This window comes from Solibacillus sp. FSL W7-1324 (assembly GCF_038008025.1).
Lineage (GTDB): Bacteria > Bacillota > Bacilli > Bacillales_A > Planococcaceae > Solibacillus.
The window spans coordinates 945627-962510 of record NZ_JBBOYH010000001.1 but is presented as its reverse complement, the minus strand read 5'-3'; the positions used below and the strand labels follow the sequence as shown (position 1 = coordinate 962510).

Below are 16884 nucleotides of genomic sequence, written 5' to 3'. Positions count from 1 at the left end.
GCGCCAAATTTAACCATCTTATGCAATTGGTTCGTTCAGGAATTCACGTAAATCCATAATAATTTTTTTCTCCAACCTTGAAATATAAGATTGTGAAATACCTAAATGATCCGCTACTTCTTTTTGCGTCATTTCTTCTTTTCCGTTTAGGCCAAAACGGCATTCCATAATATATTTTTCACGAGGTGTCAGCTGATTAATGGCATTAAACATATGCTGACGCTCAATTTTACGTTCTACATCAAGTGTTATGATATGTTCTTCTGTCCCTAATATGTCTGAAAGCAATAGCTCATTTCCGTCTGCATCCGCATTTAACGGTTCATCAAAGGATACTTCGCCCTTCATGCGGCTCGTCTTTCGTAAATGCATCAAGATTTCATTTTCGATGCAGCGGGATGCATACGTCGCTAATTTAATATTTTTATCCAAATTAAATGTTTCAATCGCTTTAATAAGGCCAATGGAACCGATGCTGATTAAATCCTCAATCGGCGTGCTCGTATTATCAAAACGTCTTGCAATATAAACAACTAAACGTAAATTTCTCTCAATTAACATATCTCTGGCATGCAAGTCACCATTCATAAATGCTTCGACTACGACAACTTCTTCTTCTCTAGTTAATGGAATAGGCAATGAATCATGTCCCCCTATATAGTATGTCCCTTTTTTTCTTCTAAAGTAGCTTAGTATGTTTAAAATTATCGATTGAATTTTTTTAAGCAATATCGATCCTCCCTTATGAATTCGTTAGGACAAACACATGTGCAATCATTTGTGCATTTTGCGGAAAGCGCGCATCATTTTTCGTAAATACAACATAGTGATTTGGATACGTCTTGTTCTGAATGACAATTGTGGCACGAAAGGCCGGTACGAGTAATGTGCCTTTTTGAACCGTTGTAATAGGAACAATACGTATTCTTTTCTGTATTTCCTTTGAAAACATTGTCAGTGAGTAAGGCTCCTGTTCATCCCATTTGAGCAGGCATTCACTAAATTCATCCGGTAACATCGATTGAACTGCTTTAAATGAAATAAAATGGACCGGCGCCTGACTTAAAGGTTCCGTGCATTCATTTCCGGTATCAATATATGTTACAAGCCCCATTTGTTGTTCGAACAGTTCCACTTTGCTTGTCGTGACATACCGACTTTGTGCAACATTCTGCAGTTTTTGAAACCAGCCTTGTTTCATCACTGTCAAACTAATACATACTATGCCGAAACATAAAAAAATATAAACGAAAAACGGAGATGCAAGCAAAAATGGTTGTAATGCTGTTATTAATCCACCTGCGAGCAAAGTAGCGACAACAATCCACTTCCCTTGCTCGTAAAATATTTTCCATTTAAATGAAAAGGCTATGCCCAATAGTACGATGAAACTTACAAGCAACATGAATATGTTTCCCATAAATAACACAGCGATCAGCGCACTACAAAAGGCTCCTAATAGTAATCTCCAAATTGGAATGATGGTATATGTTATGGTTGCGGTAAATTTTAGTAGTACGAGATTCATTAAAAAATTCATTAAAAGAATCCACTCTGCATACATGTATTGTCCTCCTGTAAATAAGATTATCAAACCCCCTCAGTGTATTTTGTCTAACTGTTGCATAAATCTGGAAGAATCGTATGACATATTGTTACGCTATTCAAATTCAATCGACAAAAAGTTGGCAGAGGGAAAGTTATAGAAACATAGGTGGAGAGGGGGACCTTTTTTGTAACGGGGAATCTGTTTTTCTACTTTTTCTTTGGAGCACATTGTATAGCAAGCTACTTTCCACAGCCTCTCTTAAACTAAAAAAAAACGATTATTCACATGTACATGTAAATAATCGTTTTTCATATTATGAAAATCTATAAGACTAGCGATTGCGACGATTGCGTAAAAATGTCGGAATATCCAATGCATCGTCCTGCTGATAGTTTGTTTGTTGTGTTTGACGCGGTGTTTCTTGTTGCACCTGTTCTTGCTGACGTACAGGCTGCTGTTGCTGCGGTTGAGATGCGCTTGTTGCAGCTTGTTGACGAACACCGATTGATGGACGTACTGGCTGCGGTTTTTGAATAATAAAGTCATCAGAGAAACCTGTTGCAATAACCGTTACGATAATTTCATCGTTTAAGTTATCGTTAATGACAGAACCGAAAATCATATTTACTTCTTCGTCTGAAGCAAGCTGTACAATATCGGCAGCTTCCTGAACTTCGAATAAACTTAAGTTCGTTCCGCCTGTAATATTCATAATGACACCTTTTGCTCCATCGATTGATGTTTCAAGTAATGGAGAAGAAATTGCTTTTTTAGCGGCTTCTACTGCACGGTTTTCACCAGCAGCAATCCCGATACCCATTAATGCAGAACCTTTATCGGACATGATTGTTTTTACATCGGCAAAGTCCAGGTTGATTAAACCAGGTGTTGCGATCAAGTCTGAAATACCTTGTACACCTTGACGTAATACATTGTCCGCTTCACGGAACGCTTCAAGCATTGGTGTTGATTTATCAACAATTTGAAGTAACTTATCGTTTGGAATGACGATTAAAGTATCAACCGCTTCCTTCATTGAAGTAATACCGCCGATTGCCTGTGTTTGGCGTTTACGGCCTTCAAATGTAAATGGACGTGTTACAACACCTACTGTCAATGCACCTAAATCACGTGCGATTGATGCGATTACTGGTGCTGCACCAGTACCAGTACCACCGCCCATACCGGCAGTTACGAATACCATATCGGCACCGCGTAATACTTCTTCCAACTGTTCGCGACTTTCTTCAGCAGCTTTTTTACCTACTTCAGGGTTTGCCCCTGCTCCAAGTCCACGTGTTAATTTACCGCCAATTTGTAGTTTATATTCAGCTTTTGACAGATTTAAAGCTTGCGCATCTGTATTTACAGCGATAAAGTCTACACCTTGTACACCATGTTCAATCATGCGGTTTACGGCATTGTTACCGCCTCCGCCAACGCCGATTACTTTAATAACGGCTAATTGTTCAACATCCGTTTCAAATTCTAACATACTCTTCTCCTCCTAATTGTTCACGTCATTCATTTTCGTATTAATCGAAAAATTTGTTTAATAAGTTTTTCGCGCGATCAATCACACTTACTTTACTTGCGCTTTCTACTCTCTCCGGCACATTTGATTGTTTTTTAGAAGGAGTTGGTTGAGTAGGATAAGGTGCTGCATATGAAGAAGCTGGTACCGGCTCGCTTCTTCCGTAAAATTCGTCTTCTGCATGTGCATATCGAATTAAACCTACTGACGTCGTAAAGGCCGGTTCACGTACACCGATGTAATCCGGTGTATAAATACGAACTCGTGTTAACATTACTTGTCGCGCCAGCTGAGCAATTCCTTCCAGCTGAGCTACCCCGCCGGAAATCACAACACCACCCGGTAAATCCTGTACCCCCATACGTGCTAATTCATCCAAAACTAATTCAAATAACTCTTCTAAACGCACTCCGATAATTTCTGATATAAAGCGTTGACTGTATTGATCTGTTGTATCAGTACCAACAACAGGAACATCAAACGTCTGTTCATCTGAAGCATCATCGTAAAAGGCATGTCCATACTGCTTTTTGATTTTTTCGGCTTGTTCAGTAGGAGTTTTCAATACGATCGATAAATCTTTCGTAATATGATCTCCGCCTACCGGGATAACAGCTGTATTTGTCAGCAGTCCATCCTGGAATACCGCAACAGTAGTTGAGCCGCCGCCTAAATCGATATAGGCAGTTCCTTGGTTTTTCTCATCTTCCGTCAGCGCAAAATACCCTGCTGCTAATGGTTGTAGATAGATTTCGCGAATTTGCAAGCCTGCACGTTCTACACATCTTAAAACATTATGTACAAGCGTCTTGGATGTCGTAATCATTGTCGCATCCATCTCTAAACGAATGCCAATCATACCACGCGGGTCTTTAATCTCATCTAGGTTGTCCACGATAAATTGTTTAGGAATCAAATTTACTAACTCTCGCTCTGGTGGAATCGACATTACCTGTGCAGAGTCTATTACTCTAGCTAAATCATCGTCCGTGATTTCCCGGTCTTCACCGTTTACCGCTACAACCCCTTTTACAGGCTGTAGAACTGTCTGGTTTGCAGGAACTCCAAGCACCACTTCCTCTATATTAATACCAGTCATTCGCTCTGCTTGGTCTACAGCTTTTTTAATGGACTGTACAGTTGCATCTATATCAACTATTGCACCTTTTCTTATTCCTGTTGATTTCACATGACCTACACCAATTACGTGCAATTGATCACCGTTCATCTCACCGATTAGGACCTTTATTGAAGATGATCCAATATCGAGTGAGACATAAATTTCTTGATGATTCAACTTTCTGCACCTCCTTCGATTACTCCTATAGTTCATTCTATTGTAATTTTCGTTGATTGTCTAAGTAAAACGATAATTTGTAATGATATTTTAACGTGATTGTTAAGAGTTTTCCTCCTTTTTCAACCTTCTGTTTTCATATTTTGTCAATAATAACCGACGAATGACTGCGATGTTCTGAAATAGTCGAACACCGAATGCAAAAATTGCGGCTAAATACAGATCGACACCTATATGAACTCCGAGAAAAGCCAATCCTGCTGCTAAAATTATATTAAAGAAAAACCCGGAAATAAATACTTTGTCGTCGTATACTTGCTGCAATAATGCACGGATACCGCCGACCATAGTATCGAGAGCCGCCAGTACAGCAATGGATAAATAGTTTTCATAAACAGATGGAATTTGAATATCTGTTAAAATCCCTAATACCACACCTAATACAAGACCTAAAAGTGGTAACCACATATTCGCATCCCCTTCTACTTTTCTGATAAATACTTACTTTTTTGTACAGGCACAACTGAGTCGATTTGTAGATTCTGCTCTGCTTCATGAATCGTCAATACTAGATTATCAATATAAAATTCATCCTGGAACGTAGATGCAAGCAAATGGTTTTTCATTTTTTCGGCCTGTTCATACGTAAATGTAATGATGTTTATTTCAATATCCGTATTTTGAATCGGCTCACTATTGATCGTCGTTTTTCCATTAATATCGCGAATGGCCGAGTTGTAGCTTAAACGTTTGTCATCCACTTCAATGGCCCGCGCGTTATAGCGGTTTAAATCATTGATAAGGCGGATTAACAGTTCAGGGGATACAGGCTTTATTTCATAGCCTAAAGCCATTAATTCAGGTGAAGCGCCAACCGTTAATGTTAACCCCGGTCCTTCAACCGGCAGGATTCCAGCACGTTCTTTAAGCTGATCAACCGTTTGCTGCAAGAGTACTTCCGGATTATCAAACTCTGCATCCTCATATTTATTTACTGTTTCGGTCAATTCACTTATTCCGGTCAGCAATTCTGAATGCCGCTCCTGCTCCGCAAATAATTGCTGACGAATTTCCCAAATATCGACCGTAGTTCTTTCTGCCGGTTTTTGAACAGTGTTGTACTGCACTGCAAGCATAAAGCCGATGATGAACGAGATGATTGTAATATTACGGTACATTTTTTTCGTCATCATCTTCCCTCCGATCTTATGCTTTACTCATCGCTGACTGTTTTCATCTCGATTAGGTCGTCTGTTTCCAAAGTAACGACAATTTGTTCATTTAATAATTGGTCAAATACTCCTCCTGCCAGTTCCAACGAAGAAATAAGTACATCCTGATTACCTACCGCCTCGATTACAAATGGTGCAGGGTATTGTTGTCCATCAATTGTAATGACAGGACCATTGCAGGCAATGTAGGAATTGGGTTTTAAACGTTGCCCGTTTATGGATATCGCTTCGGCACCTGCAATTTTTAATTCATTTAATACTTTAAATATGTGACTTTCGTGCACAATATACTCGTTCGGGTTGGTAGTATTCGGATTATAATCACCATCTTGCAATGTAATTCTAATCCCTTGTCCCATCCCATCAGTTAGGCCTAATAACAGCCGCAATTGCTCAGCATCCTGGCGATTCTGTTCATATTGCGATTCGTTTGAAGAAAACTGCTTTTCATAAGTACGAATTTTTTCCTCTAATTGGGCCAACTCATCTGCAAGCTCTTTGTTTCTTTCCTGCTTTTCAATCAAATCTTCCAAGTACTGATTTTCCTGCTCAAACTGGGGAGAGGCAGAACTTAATGTACGCTTGTCCTTTGATAAATTATAGGAAAAACCGATAATAAATCCTGTAATTACGCATACAATTAGTATGGCGCCATACTTTCCTGAAAATATGGTAGGTTTTTTCTTCGGCTGGCTGCTGCTATTATTCCGGCTCTTCTTCATTTTGTTCTTCCAGTTGCCCCCCTTCATCAGTTTCCGCATTTTCTGTTTCATCGGCTGTTTCATCTGTTGATTCTTCAGTTTTTTCAGTGTCTTCTTTTATCAATGAATATTCACCTGAAAAAGGTCGGTAATATGACCCGACTTCAATATCTACAATCCCTTTTTCAGAAACGTCCTCGCTTTCAATTTGCGCGATGATCGATGGATAGTAATTTAACTTTTCTGCTAAAGTATTCGCATCAGCGCGTACTTCATAGCCATCATTCATAAAAAGCGTAATTGAATACGGGTCCGCTTCTGTAGGATTTGCATTAATTTGTGAAATGAGCGACAGTACTTCCGGCTTTAAATTTGCAAGTTCCTTCAACAGCTTTTTTCGAAGATTCTCATTTTCAAAGTCCCGGAAAATCGGGGCATCGATCGGAACAATTTCATTGGATTCTTCAAAAACAATGCCATTATCAAGCATAGGGTAAAATTCCCCGTCTTGTGTGATGTAAGCTACTTTTTGCCATTCTTCAATTGTAATTTGAACTTCATTCAGGAATTTTCTTTCGACATTAACGGATTTTACCCATTCATGCTGAGCAATTGCCTGCTCCACTTCTGAAATTTTAAAGCCCCATAACGAATCATCAATTTTCAAATTTGACTGTTCGATATAGTACGTATCTTCCTTAAGGGCTGCCCCTTTAATATCAATTTTTTTTATATCACTATAAGGTAATTGAAAATAAAGAAGGATGATAATGATAAAAAGAAAAATCGTTACGAGTGCTAAAAATTTTAGATTTGTGCGACGTCTTCTGCGTTTTTTCATAGCGGGTACCCGCTCTGTAATATCGATTACTTTTTCCATTATCTCTACTCCTTCCTTCTTTCATAAGAGAAATTTAAAATAAGCGCTACTGTTACCCATACAACAACGAGCGATGTTCCGCCATAGCTTATAAATGGCAATGTTACACCTGTTACAGGAAGTAAATTAATAACTACCCCTATGTTCAGCGCTGCCTGTACAGCAATCATCGTTGTCAGTCCGCAAATAGCATAAAAATGAAATACATGTTTACATTGTAATGCCAAGCGATAGCCTAAAATTAAAAAGCACGCAAAAATAAGCAGCAGTCCCATTCCACCGACAAGTCCGATTTCCTCTAAAATGATTGCAAATATAAAATCGTTCTGCGGTTCCGGTAAGTATAAATACTTTTGTCTACTTTTTAATAATCCATGTCCAAACAAGCCAGCAGGACCTATCGCAAATAATGACTGAACCGCCTGGAAGCCGCTTCCTAACGGGTCTGCCCAAGGGTTGATAAATGCTTCAATCCGTTTAAGTCGATACGGGGCCGCGATAATTAACCCTGCAAGGCCACCTATACCTAATGTGATAAGAACAACATATAAACGCAACGGATATTGGGCAATAAAAAATATAATTAAAACAACCACTACTAAGATAAAGACAGCACCGAAATCAGGCTGAAGCATAATTAAGGCTGCGGGAAGAATCAGTATGAGAAAATGCTTCAGTTGTACAATTCGCTCATACGATTTCCGCTGTGTCAATAATGCACTAATATAAATAATTGTCGTTACTTTCGCAATCTCAGCCGGCTGTATCGTTAAAGGACCGATCCCAATCCAGCTTTGCGAACCATTTCGGACGATCCCGATACCCGGGATAAGAACAGCAACTAGTAAGCCAAGTGAGATGATATAAAATGTCTTCCACACTTTCGGTTGCTGCAAAAACTCCCAGTTCATAATCGCTGCACAAATGATAAGTGCAACGATGAAATAAATTGCCTGTTTCAGGTAAAACGGGGTTTGTCCATTATAGTGAACATTCCCCCAATATGTACCTGCAGAAAAAATAAAGAGAATGCCAATAAGCGACAATGCAATCGCACTGATCATAAAATACTGTTGATTTTTTTGCGACAGTGTAACTATCCTTTCTTATGAAAGTTTCATAACACGATCAATAAATAAGTCGCCTCGAATTTCAAAGCTCGCATGTTGATCCCAGCTTGCACATGCAGGCGACAGTAAAATGATGTCACCTTGTTCAGACATTTTTGCTCCGTAACCGACTGCATCTTCTACATCTATTGCACGCACAATATTCGTAATGCCACATGATTTTGCAAATTCGATAAAGCGAAGTGCAGTCTCGCCAAACGCGACTACTGCTTTTACACGTGTCATTTCTTTACGAAGCTCTTCAAATGAATGCCCGCGATCTAATCCGCCGGCCAATAATACAATCGGTTGCTCAAATGCAGCCAAGGCACTTTTCGTTGCCAGTACATTTGTTGCTTTTGAATCATTGTAAATTTTGCGTCCTTGCCATTCTCTGACAAACTGCGTACGGTGACGTACCCCTGCAAATGTTGATAAAACTTCTTCAATTGCTTCAATAGGACATTGCTGCAGTAGCGCTGCTGCTACAGCACATAAAATGTTTTCTAAATTATGCTCACCCGGCAATACAATAGTATCACGTTTTAAGACCGCATCGCCTTGCCAATAAATGTTTTCTTTATCGGCACTGATCCCTTGTTTTGCATGGCCTTTTGTCGTAAATGGAATGAGTTGGGCGTTTGATTTTTGAGCATATTTCGCCACAACTTCCTGATCGGCATTATAAATAAAATAATCTTCGGCTGTCTGGTTGCGTGTGACCCCAAATTTAGCCTCTGCATATTCTTCAAACGTCCCATGGTAATCTAAATGGGCTTCATACAGATTTGTCAAAATTGCAATATGTGGTCTGAATTCACGTGTCCCCATTAACTGAAACGATGATAACTCGGTAACGATAATCTCATCAGCTTTTGCTTCTGCTGCAACACCACAAGCAACGGTTCCAATATTCCCGGCGATTAACGGTTTTAAACGGCCTGCTTTTAGCATTTCGTAAAGTAAAGTTGTCGTAGTTGTTTTACCATTCGAACCAGTAATACCGATAAATGGCGCTTCACTTACTAAATAAGCAAGTTCCATTTCTGTAATGACAGGAAGACCTTTGGCAATCGCATCAGCAACAATCGGATTTGTGTATGGAATCCCAGGGTTTTTTACGACCATCTCAAAACCTTCATCAAGCAAATCTTCCGGATGTCGGCCACAAATTACGGTAATTCCTTTAGATAAAAGCTCCTGCGCTTCAGGATTTGCATCAAATGGCTTTGCATCATTGACTGTTACAAATGCACCTAACTGATGCAAAAGCTCTGCAGCCGCAACACCACTTTTAGCCAATCCTAAAACGAGTACTTTTTTAGATTGTAATCCTTCATATTCCATCATAATAACGCCTCCGCTAATACTGCTATAAGTGCTACGATACAACCTGTTGACCAAAATACTAGTACGACTTTCCATTCTGACCACCCAGATAATTCAAAATGGTGGTGAATCGGACTCATTTTAAATATACGCTTTTTACGCAGTTTATAGCTTCCTACTTGTAAAATAACGGATAATGTTTCAATAACAAATACGAGACCGATCAATAGTAACAGCAATTCTTGTTTTACGAGTACTGAAATCATCGCCAATGCACCGCCAAGTGCCAGGGAACCTGTATCTCCCATAAACACTTTAGCCGGGTTTGCATTAAAGATAAGGAAACCAAGTAATGCACCAGTTACAGCAAATGCAAATAGTGCAATATCGGCCTGCTCATTGAATAATGCAATGACCCCGAATGCAGCAAATGCGATTGAAGCCGTTCCTGATACGAGTCCATCCAAACCATCTGTTAAATTGACCGCATTTGAAAAACCTACGAGCCAGAAAATTAAAAACCCAACATACAGAATTCCTAAATCAATCGATAAATCCGTATACGGAATCCCTACAGATGTATCAAATGAACCTAAACGTAATAGTAAAAACGCGGCAATTGCAATTGCGATTTGCCCAATCAATTTTTGCAGGGAAGTTAATCCTAAGTTACGTTTAAAAATAACTTTTAACCCATCATCTAAAAAGCCAATTACGCCAAATCCAACTAAAACAAGTAATAATACAATCGTTTGTGTTGTAAACAAGTCGAAAATCATTGCGACGATAATTGTCGAAATAATAATGGCTAACAAGAAAATTAAACCACCCATTGTAGGTGTGCCCGCTTTTTTCATATGAGATTGAGGGCCTTCTTCACGTATGCTTTGCCCGAATTTCAATCGGCGTAAAAGAGGGATTCCTACTGGTGCTAAAATGACCGTTACTAAAAATGATGAAAAGAGTATGGTCAATGTTGTTGATAATGTCATAATATATCTCCTTTAAAACTTCTGTCTGAATATGGTGGAACGTTTGATTTTCAACGGTTACAACGCCTAGTTATTATTGTGAAAAAACGTCCTTCACTATAATAGTTGTTTTAGTTGCATTTTGAAAGATGGAAATTCAAATTAATCTCCTAAATATAAATGAACACTACCACTTTGGAGAATAAGGCTGTCAGCTGACGGTACTTGCTGAATTACCTTTTCGCCTTCTCCGTGCCATTCAATCTTATAAGGATATAAATGTGGTATTACTTCTTCTTTAGTCATTCCAATAAAGTTTGGTGTACGCTCAGTCAATTCATCGCCCCACACGTAATCCCGTTCTATCTGATCTTTTTGCTTTTCGATATTGTACAGCGGTGCTGCATCTTCAATAATACGTCCTACAATCGGTGCTGCAATAACACTTCCGAATTGCAGAGAACTTTTCGGATTATCAATCGCAACATAAACGATAATTTCCGGGTCATTGGCCGGCGCAAACCCGATGAACGATACAATATAGTCGCCGTCTTTATAGCGGCCATTTTCCACCTTTTGCGCAGTCCCTGTTTTACCCCCGATGCGTAAGCCATCACGAAATGCCTGACGACCGGAACCTTTTGCAACGACAAGCTCCAATGCATGACGCACTTTTTCGGATGTTTCCTCACTGACAACCTGCGCTTTCGCTTCCGGATTTTGCTCCATAATGACTTCGTTTGTTTTAGAGTCCAATATTTTTGAAACTGTATACGGTGTATATAATGTACCGCCATTAATAGCTGCTGAGACCGCCTGCATCTGCTGGATCGGTGTTACAGAAACACCTTGACCGAAAGAGGTCGTTGCATGCTCTACAGGACCAAACGCTTCTTTGGAAAACAATATACCTGTCGATTCTCCGGCAATGTTCGAGCCTGTTTTTTTCCCGAATCCGAATTTGTGAATATACTCAAGCAGCTTTGTTGAACCAACTCGTTGCCCCAGCTCTACAAATCCAGGGTTACAGGAATTTTGCACAACTTCGTAAAACGTCTGGTCTTTATGTCCTTCCCGTTTCCAGCAGCGCAATCGTGCTCCCTCGACCATTGTATAGCCATGATCATGAAAGTGTTCTTCCTCCATGTTGACTACACCTTCTTCAATTGCGGCACTGAGCGTAATAATTTTGAATGTGGAACCCGGCTCATAAGACATAAATACTGGAAGGTTCCGGTTGTAGATACTTGGCTCTACTTCCGAAAATTTCGTCGGATCATATGTCGGGAATGATGCAAGCGCCAATATTTCACCACTGTTTGGATTCATGGCAATGGCCAATGCCTGATCTGCATCATACTCCAGCATAGCCTGTGATAATTCCCGTTCAACGATTTTCTGAAGCTTTAAATCAATTGTCAGTTGAATTGTAGCTCCGTCTTTTCCGTCTTTCCATTCATCATCTACATGTTCGAGTGCATTCCCTTTCGCATCTGTAAATAGCCGAATGGCTGCATCCGAGCTTTTTAATAATTCATCATACTCGTATTCAATTCCTGCCAAGCCTTGGTTATCTGCACCTGTAAACCCTAAAAAGCGTGCGAGCAAATTACCATGCGGATAAGACCTTACATAATCGACACCACTGTACAATCCCGGAATTTGGAGCTGCTGAATTTTTTCCGCTTGCTCATACGTAATATTTTTCGCTTCAGGAGCAATTTTTACTAGGGATACGCGCTGCTGCAGTCTTTCCAATATTTTGGCACGATCTTTATTGAGTACATTTGCAATGGCGTCTGCTGCTTGTTCTTTATCTTCGTTTTGTGAAGGCATGAAGTACAAAGTCGGGGCTAGTTTATTCGTTACAATTACTTCATTGTTCCGGTCAGTAATTTCGCCTCGCTGTGTATGGAACGGTATTTCCCTGTCCCAGTTTTCTTTTGCCTTTGTCGAAAGCTCATCATACTGAATAATTTGAACGGATACTAATTTAACAAAAATCGCCACGCCGTATAGTCCAAGTGCGATGGCGATCCATGTTAAACGCTTTTTAGATTTTGTAGTTACCCATTTCATAATATGACACCTCACCTAAAACAACGTATGTTAAAGATGAAGTTTGTATTCAAATCTCTCTAATCTTGTGGAAGTTCTTCAAGAAATTCTTCGTCTTCCTCTTTTTCTTCAAGCTCCATATCCTCTGCCGGAGGGGTCAAATGCTTTTCCTCAGGAGTTTTGAGCTTGACGACGATCGGTGAAGCATCTGTTATCGGCGTCCCTTCGGAAACACTCTGGCTTTCAACATAGCCTTCCCCGACAATTTCAATCGGGAGTTTGGATAGTGACTTATAAACAAGTAAATTACGTAATGACCAATCACTAAACGAAGGTAATGTAATTTCTCCATCCGTCTTTAAGAAAACGATGCTCCCGCTTGTTAATGATGCATCTGCTGCAGGGAACTGTTCTGTAATCTCTCCGCCTTGACCAATTATTACCGGTACCAGTCCCTCTGCTTCCAGTTGAGTCATAACTGTATCTGTCTGGTTCCCTACATAATCCTCAACTTTTGTCGTTTCGACTTCCGCTACGTCCGACGGATTGATATTCATATACTTTAAACTGTTCAGTACAACTGAATTGAAAACTTGTGAAACCGGGTCAGAACCTATTTCGGTTGCCCCTAGTTTTGGTTTTGCAACGCCAATAAATACAGCGAGCTGCGGATCTTCTGCTGGAGCCATTCCTAAAAATGAATAAAGGAACTCATTTTTCCCCCAGTCATAACCAACTCCATTTGCTTTCGGCATTTGGGCAGTTCCCGTTTTACCGGCCACTTTATAACCGTCAATTTGGAACCGTTTCGCATTCCCAGCTTCCCCGTAAATAGTTGAAGCTAGCACTTCACGTGTTTTCTCGGCTGTCTCTGCCGAAATCGGCTCACCTTTTATAGTAGGTTTTGAATCTACTATAATTTCACCTGTGTTCGGGTTGACAATTTTATCAATTACGTATGGCTGCATCATTTTCCCGTCATTCGCAACGGCCGTTACCCCTTGTATTAACTGAATCGGTGTAACAGTCGAACCTTGACCGAATGTCGTCGTATACTTTTCCAAAGGATAGCGCGAGTTAATAATGCCGCTCGCTTCATTCGGTAAATCAATGCCTGTTTTTTGACCGAAACCAAACTCCTTTAAATAGCTTTCATACGTTTCCCAGCCCATAATATCAAGCAAGTTCGTCATCGCCGTATTTGAAGAGCGTTGAATACCTTGTAAATAGGAAATCGGGCCCCAACCGTATCTATTGTGATCCCGTATTGTATCGTTATAAACTTTATACTGCCCTGACTGGTACGTTGCATTCGGATGCCAATTCCCTGAATCGATTGCGGCTGCAACCGTAAATGTTTTAAATGTGGAACCCGGTTCAATCGTATTTTCCACGACATCATTTAACCAGTTACCATCTAACCCCGCACGCGTGTCAGGATTGAATGTCGGTCGTTGTGACATCGCCAAAATTTCACCCGTTTTCGGATTTGCCACGATAGCAACCATAGACTGTGGATTATATTGATCATTGACCCGTGACATTGCTTCTTCCAGGAAGTTTTGGATTGTTTTATCGATTGTCAAATAAATATCGTTCCCGTCCTGCGCTTCCTGAACCACTTTATCGCTGCTAGGCAATAAATAGTTACGGGCGTCGCGCTGATAGGTTAACTTTCCGTCAGTTCCGGTCAATTGCTTATCATAAATGTATTCAAGTCCCATTTTACCGACAACCGACGAATTCCCGTCATCATCGGTTTCACGCAGTGCAAAACCTATAAGATGAGAGGCAAAAGCGCCGTTCGGATAATAGCGTTTTTTGTCGCTATATAATAGAATGCCAGGCAATTTCAGCTCTTCAATCTTCTTTTTCACTTCATGACTGATGCCGCGCCCTGCCAGTCCAAACTCGACTTGATACAAATCTTTCGAAGGGTTTAGCCGTTCATAAATTTTTTCTTCTTCCATTGGAATGTATTGCGCCAATAATTTAGCTGTTTCTGCTTTATCGACGACATGCCTTGGATTTTTTTTGCTTTCTGTTGCCGACTCTTTAATTACCGCTACAAGACGGTAGCTTAACGTATCTTCGGCAATCACATTAGCATTGCGGTCCAGAATCTTCCCACGGTCTGCTGATAACACATATCCAGTTTCGTACCTTGATAATGCTTCTTCTTCCAATTCATGCCCTTTTACCATTCCTGTCGCCTGAATCGATGCAAAACGCCAATATAATAGTAAAAAGAGCCCTCCAAAGAAAATAAACATTAGAAAGGCTCCTATCTGGTAACGAAATCTTCTCTTTTTCATTCTCCCGGCACTACTTTCACATTTTTCTCATTTAGTGTTAATCCGAGTTCTTTCGCTTTTTCCCAAATACGTTGGTGAGTGGAGCGTTCACTTACTTGTACTTTTAAATCTGTATTATTGTTATTGACTTCAGTTATGTCGCGTTCGATTTTTTGGATTTCCATACTGAGCGTTTGGATTTCTCCTTGAGTATGTAATATGGAAATAGCGAAAGATGCTACTACGATTGCAAATACTAGGAACAAAAACTTTTCCTGTGCCGAAAAATACTTTGCTTTGCGTTTTTTAGGCTGGACCGGCAGTCTTTGTTCCTGCTGCTGATGTTGAGGTAGTTCTGGCTGCTGTTGTATATAAGTTTGTCTTGCTCTTACTGCCATTTTTTACCCACGTCCTTTATCGTTAATTTTTTCAGCGATGCGCAATTTTGCTGAACGTGAACGATTATTCGCAGCTAACTCCTCGTCTGATGGTAAAATCGGTTTTCTTGACACTAACTTAAGGATTGGTTTCATATGCTCTGGAATTACCGGTAAACCTGGAGGTAAATCAGGCAATGATGAAGCCTCTTTAAATAGTGTTTTCGTCAAGCGGTCTTCTAATGAGTGGAATGTAATCACACTTATACGACCACCAATTTTCAATAAATCGATTGCATCTACTAAAGAATCTTCCGCTGCTCCTAATTCATCATTTACAGCAATCCGAATAGCCTGGAAAATTCGTTTGGCAGGATGTCCACCTTTGCGACGTGCTGGGGCTGGAATACCATCTTTTATAAGCTCTACTAATTGACCTGTCGTTTCAACAGGAGCAATTTCACGGGCTTGTTCAATTTTGCGCGCAACTTGTTTCGAAAATTTTTCTTCGCCATAACGGAAGAAAATACGTACTAGATTTTCGTATGACCATTCATTCACAACATGATAGGCGCTAAGTTCTGCAGTCTGATCCATCCGCATATCGAGCGGTGCATCGTGATGATAACTAAATCCTCGTTCAGGTGTATCAAGTTGTGGTGATGAAACACCTAAATCGTATAAAATTCCATCTATTTGATGAATGTTCAGTTTGTATAATTCTTCTTTTAAATAGCGGAAATTTGAGTGTACGAAAATAACGCGATCCAAATAATCGGCTAATCGTACTTTTGCGTTTTCAATAGCCGTTGTATCCTGGTCAAAGCAAATTAAACGGCCTTTTTCTGACAATTGTTTCACAAGGTATTCACTGTGGCCTGCACCACCTAATGTACAGTCTACATAAATACCATCCGGATTGATGTTCAACCCATCAACAGTTTCTTTCAATAATACGGTTGTATGATCGAACATAGTTTAAAGCACCTCTTAAATATTAATTCAATTTCATTTCGGTACTATTACACCCGGATTAAAAGTTCGTGTCGGCTCTGTAATAGTGACCATTGCTTTAAATTTCCCCAACTTCTACTGAAAAAGTTTAAAAATCAAAGCCAATCAGATTTTCTGCGATTTCATCAAATGATTCTGCCGATTGCTCGAAGTATTGCTGCCAAGATTCTTTCGCCCAAATTTCAATTTTGCTCGATACACCTAAGATCACGCATTCTTTTTCAAGATTAGCGTACCCAATCAGTGTAGATGGAATATTAATTCGGCCTTGCTTGTCCACTTCTACTTCTGTAGCCCCAGAAAAGAAGAACCGCGCAAATGCACGTGCATCTTTTTTGGTCATCGGTAAATCCTTTAATTTATCTTCGAGTTTTCGCCATTCATCCATAGGATATCCAAAAATGCATTGATCTAGCCCGCGTGTTATTACAAAGTGTTCTCCAAGTGATTCTCGAAACTTTGCAGGGACGATCATACGGCCTTTTGCATCAATAGAATGTTGATATTCTCCCATGAACATGCTACTCACCCCACTTTAC

16 protein-coding genes are annotated in these 16884 nt (G+C 40.0%); all 16 read right to left on the bottom strand.

Annotated features, from left to right (window positions below; genetic code table 11):
• Nucleotides 1–18: 18 nt before the first annotated feature.
• Nucleotides 19–729, bottom strand: coding sequence for an RNA polymerase sporulation sigma factor SigE (gene sigE, locus MKY71_RS04525; protein WP_079525036.1), 711 nt, complete (start codon nucleotides 727–729; stop codon nucleotides 19–21).
• A 13-nt stretch (nucleotides 730–742) separates the two neighbouring features.
• The gene (locus MKY71_RS04520; RefSeq protein WP_340731724.1) at nucleotides 743–1564 is read right to left on the bottom strand and encodes a sigma-E processing peptidase SpoIIGA; all 822 of its coding nucleotides are present in this window, start codon (nucleotides 1562–1564) and stop codon (nucleotides 743–745) included.
• Nucleotides 1565–1880: 316 nt separating this feature from the next.
• On the bottom strand, nucleotides 1881–3044 hold the full coding sequence (gene ftsZ / locus MKY71_RS04515; protein WP_340731723.1) for a cell division protein FtsZ: 1164 nt from the start codon (nucleotides 3042–3044) through the stop codon (nucleotides 1881–1883).
• A gap of 40 nt (nucleotides 3045–3084) precedes the next feature.
• Nucleotides 3085–4380, bottom strand: a complete 1296-nt coding sequence (gene ftsA, locus MKY71_RS04510) for a cell division protein FtsA (protein ID WP_339175461.1) — start codon at nucleotides 4378–4380, stop codon at nucleotides 3085–3087.
• Between the two features lie 102 nt (nucleotides 4381–4482).
• Nucleotides 4483–4848 (bottom strand): small basic family protein, encoded by a 366-nt coding sequence (locus MKY71_RS04505; protein ID WP_339175460.1) that lies wholly within the window; start codon nucleotides 4846–4848, stop codon nucleotides 4483–4485.
• 14 nt (nucleotides 4849–4862) lie between these two features.
• Nucleotides 4863–5570 (bottom strand): DUF881 domain-containing protein, encoded by a 708-nt coding sequence (locus MKY71_RS04500; RefSeq protein WP_339175458.1) that lies wholly within the window; start codon nucleotides 5568–5570, stop codon nucleotides 4863–4865.
• A gap of 23 nt (nucleotides 5571–5593) precedes the next feature.
• Entirely contained in the window at nucleotides 5594–6334 is a 741-nt protein-coding gene (locus MKY71_RS04495; RefSeq protein WP_339199632.1) for a DUF881 domain-containing protein, read from the bottom strand.
• On the bottom strand, nucleotides 6315–7193 hold the full coding sequence (locus tag MKY71_RS04490; protein ID WP_340731722.1) for a cell division protein FtsQ/DivIB: 879 nt from the start codon (nucleotides 7191–7193) through the stop codon (nucleotides 6315–6317). The genes MKY71_RS04495 and MKY71_RS04490 overlap by 20 nt, the downstream gene beginning before the upstream one ends.
• Nucleotides 7194–7198: 5 nt before the next feature.
• Nucleotides 7199–8257, bottom strand: a complete 1059-nt coding sequence (locus MKY71_RS04485) for an FtsW/RodA/SpoVE family cell cycle protein (RefSeq protein WP_339175455.1) — start codon at nucleotides 8255–8257, stop codon at nucleotides 7199–7201.
• A 42-nt stretch (nucleotides 8258–8299) separates the two neighbouring features.
• Entirely contained in the window at nucleotides 8300–9652 is a 1353-nt protein-coding gene (gene murD / locus MKY71_RS04480) for a UDP-N-acetylmuramoyl-L-alanine--D-glutamate ligase (RefSeq protein WP_340731721.1), read from the bottom strand.
• On the bottom strand, nucleotides 9649–10623 hold the full coding sequence (gene mraY / locus MKY71_RS04475) for a phospho-N-acetylmuramoyl-pentapeptide-transferase (protein WP_339175453.1): 975 nt from the start codon (nucleotides 10621–10623) through the stop codon (nucleotides 9649–9651). The genes murD and mraY overlap by 4 nt, the downstream gene beginning before the upstream one ends.
• A 141-nt stretch (nucleotides 10624–10764) precedes the next feature.
• Nucleotides 10765–12681, bottom strand: coding sequence for a penicillin-binding transpeptidase domain-containing protein (locus MKY71_RS04470; protein ID WP_340731720.1), 1917 nt, complete (start codon nucleotides 12679–12681; stop codon nucleotides 10765–10767).
• A 59-nt stretch (nucleotides 12682–12740) separates the two neighbouring features.
• Entirely contained in the window at nucleotides 12741–14933 is a 2193-nt protein-coding gene (locus tag MKY71_RS04465) for a penicillin-binding protein (RefSeq protein ID WP_340731719.1), read from the bottom strand.
• A gap of 38 nt (nucleotides 14934–14971) precedes the next feature.
• Nucleotides 14972–15352 (bottom strand): cell division protein FtsL, encoded by a 381-nt coding sequence (gene ftsL / locus MKY71_RS04460; protein WP_008403403.1) that lies wholly within the window; start codon nucleotides 15350–15352, stop codon nucleotides 14972–14974.
• Between the two features lie 3 nt (nucleotides 15353–15355).
• A complete protein-coding gene (gene rsmH / locus MKY71_RS04455) occupies nucleotides 15356–16306 on the bottom strand; it encodes a 16S rRNA (cytosine(1402)-N(4))-methyltransferase RsmH (protein ID WP_339175449.1) in 951 nt (316 codons plus the stop codon).
• Nucleotides 16307–16433: 127 nt separating this feature from the next.
• Nucleotides 16434–16865 (bottom strand): division/cell wall cluster transcriptional repressor MraZ, encoded by a 432-nt coding sequence (gene mraZ, locus MKY71_RS04450; protein WP_014824545.1) that lies wholly within the window; start codon nucleotides 16863–16865, stop codon nucleotides 16434–16436.
• Nucleotides 16866–16884: the final 19 nt, after the last annotated feature.

Excerpts from the sequence above, each read along its gene's own strand:
- mraY (WP_339175453.1), bottom strand. The coding sequence starts at position 10,623 with ATGACATTATCAACAACATTGACCATACTCTTTTCATCATTTTTAGTA.
- ftsL (WP_008403403.1), bottom strand. The coding sequence starts at position 15,352 with ATGGCAGTAAGAGCAAGACAAACTTATATACAACAGCAGCCAGAACTA.
- MKY71_RS04490 (WP_340731722.1), bottom strand. The coding sequence starts at position 7,193 with ATGGAAAAAGTAATCGATATTACAGAGCGGGTACCCGCTATGAAAAAA.
- MKY71_RS04465 (WP_340731719.1), bottom strand. The coding sequence starts at position 14,933 with ATGTTTATTTTCTTTGGAGGGCTCTTTTTACTATTATATTGGCGTTTT.
- mraZ (WP_014824545.1), bottom strand. The coding sequence starts at position 16,865 with ATGTTCATGGGAGAATATCAACATTCTATTGATGCAAAAGGCCGTATG.
- MKY71_RS04470 (WP_340731720.1), bottom strand. The coding sequence starts at position 12,681 with ATGAAATGGGTAACTACAAAATCTAAAAAGCGTTTAACATGGATCGCC.
- MKY71_RS04500 (WP_339175458.1), bottom strand. The coding sequence starts at position 5,570 with ATGACGAAAAAAATGTACCGTAATATTACAATCATCTCGTTCATCATC.
- rsmH (WP_339175449.1), bottom strand. The coding sequence starts at position 16,306 with ATGTTCGATCATACAACCGTATTATTGAAAGAAACTGTTGATGGGTTG.
- MKY71_RS04485 (WP_339175455.1), bottom strand. The coding sequence starts at position 8,257 with ATGATCAGTGCGATTGCATTGTCGCTTATTGGCATTCTCTTTATTTTT.
- ftsZ (WP_340731723.1), bottom strand. The coding sequence starts at position 3,044 with ATGTTAGAATTTGAAACGGATGTTGAACAATTAGCCGTTATTAAAGTA.
- MKY71_RS04495 (WP_339199632.1), bottom strand. The coding sequence starts at position 6,334 with ATGAAGAAGAGCCGGAATAATAGCAGCAGCCAGCCGAAGAAAAAACCT.
- MKY71_RS04520 (WP_340731724.1), bottom strand. The coding sequence starts at position 1,564 with ATGTATGCAGAGTGGATTCTTTTAATGAATTTTTTAATGAATCTCGTA.
- murD (WP_340731721.1), bottom strand. The coding sequence starts at position 9,652 with ATGATGGAATATGAAGGATTACAATCTAAAAAAGTACTCGTTTTAGGA.
- MKY71_RS04505 (WP_339175460.1), bottom strand. The coding sequence starts at position 4,848 with ATGTGGTTACCACTTTTAGGTCTTGTATTAGGTGTGGTATTAGGGATT.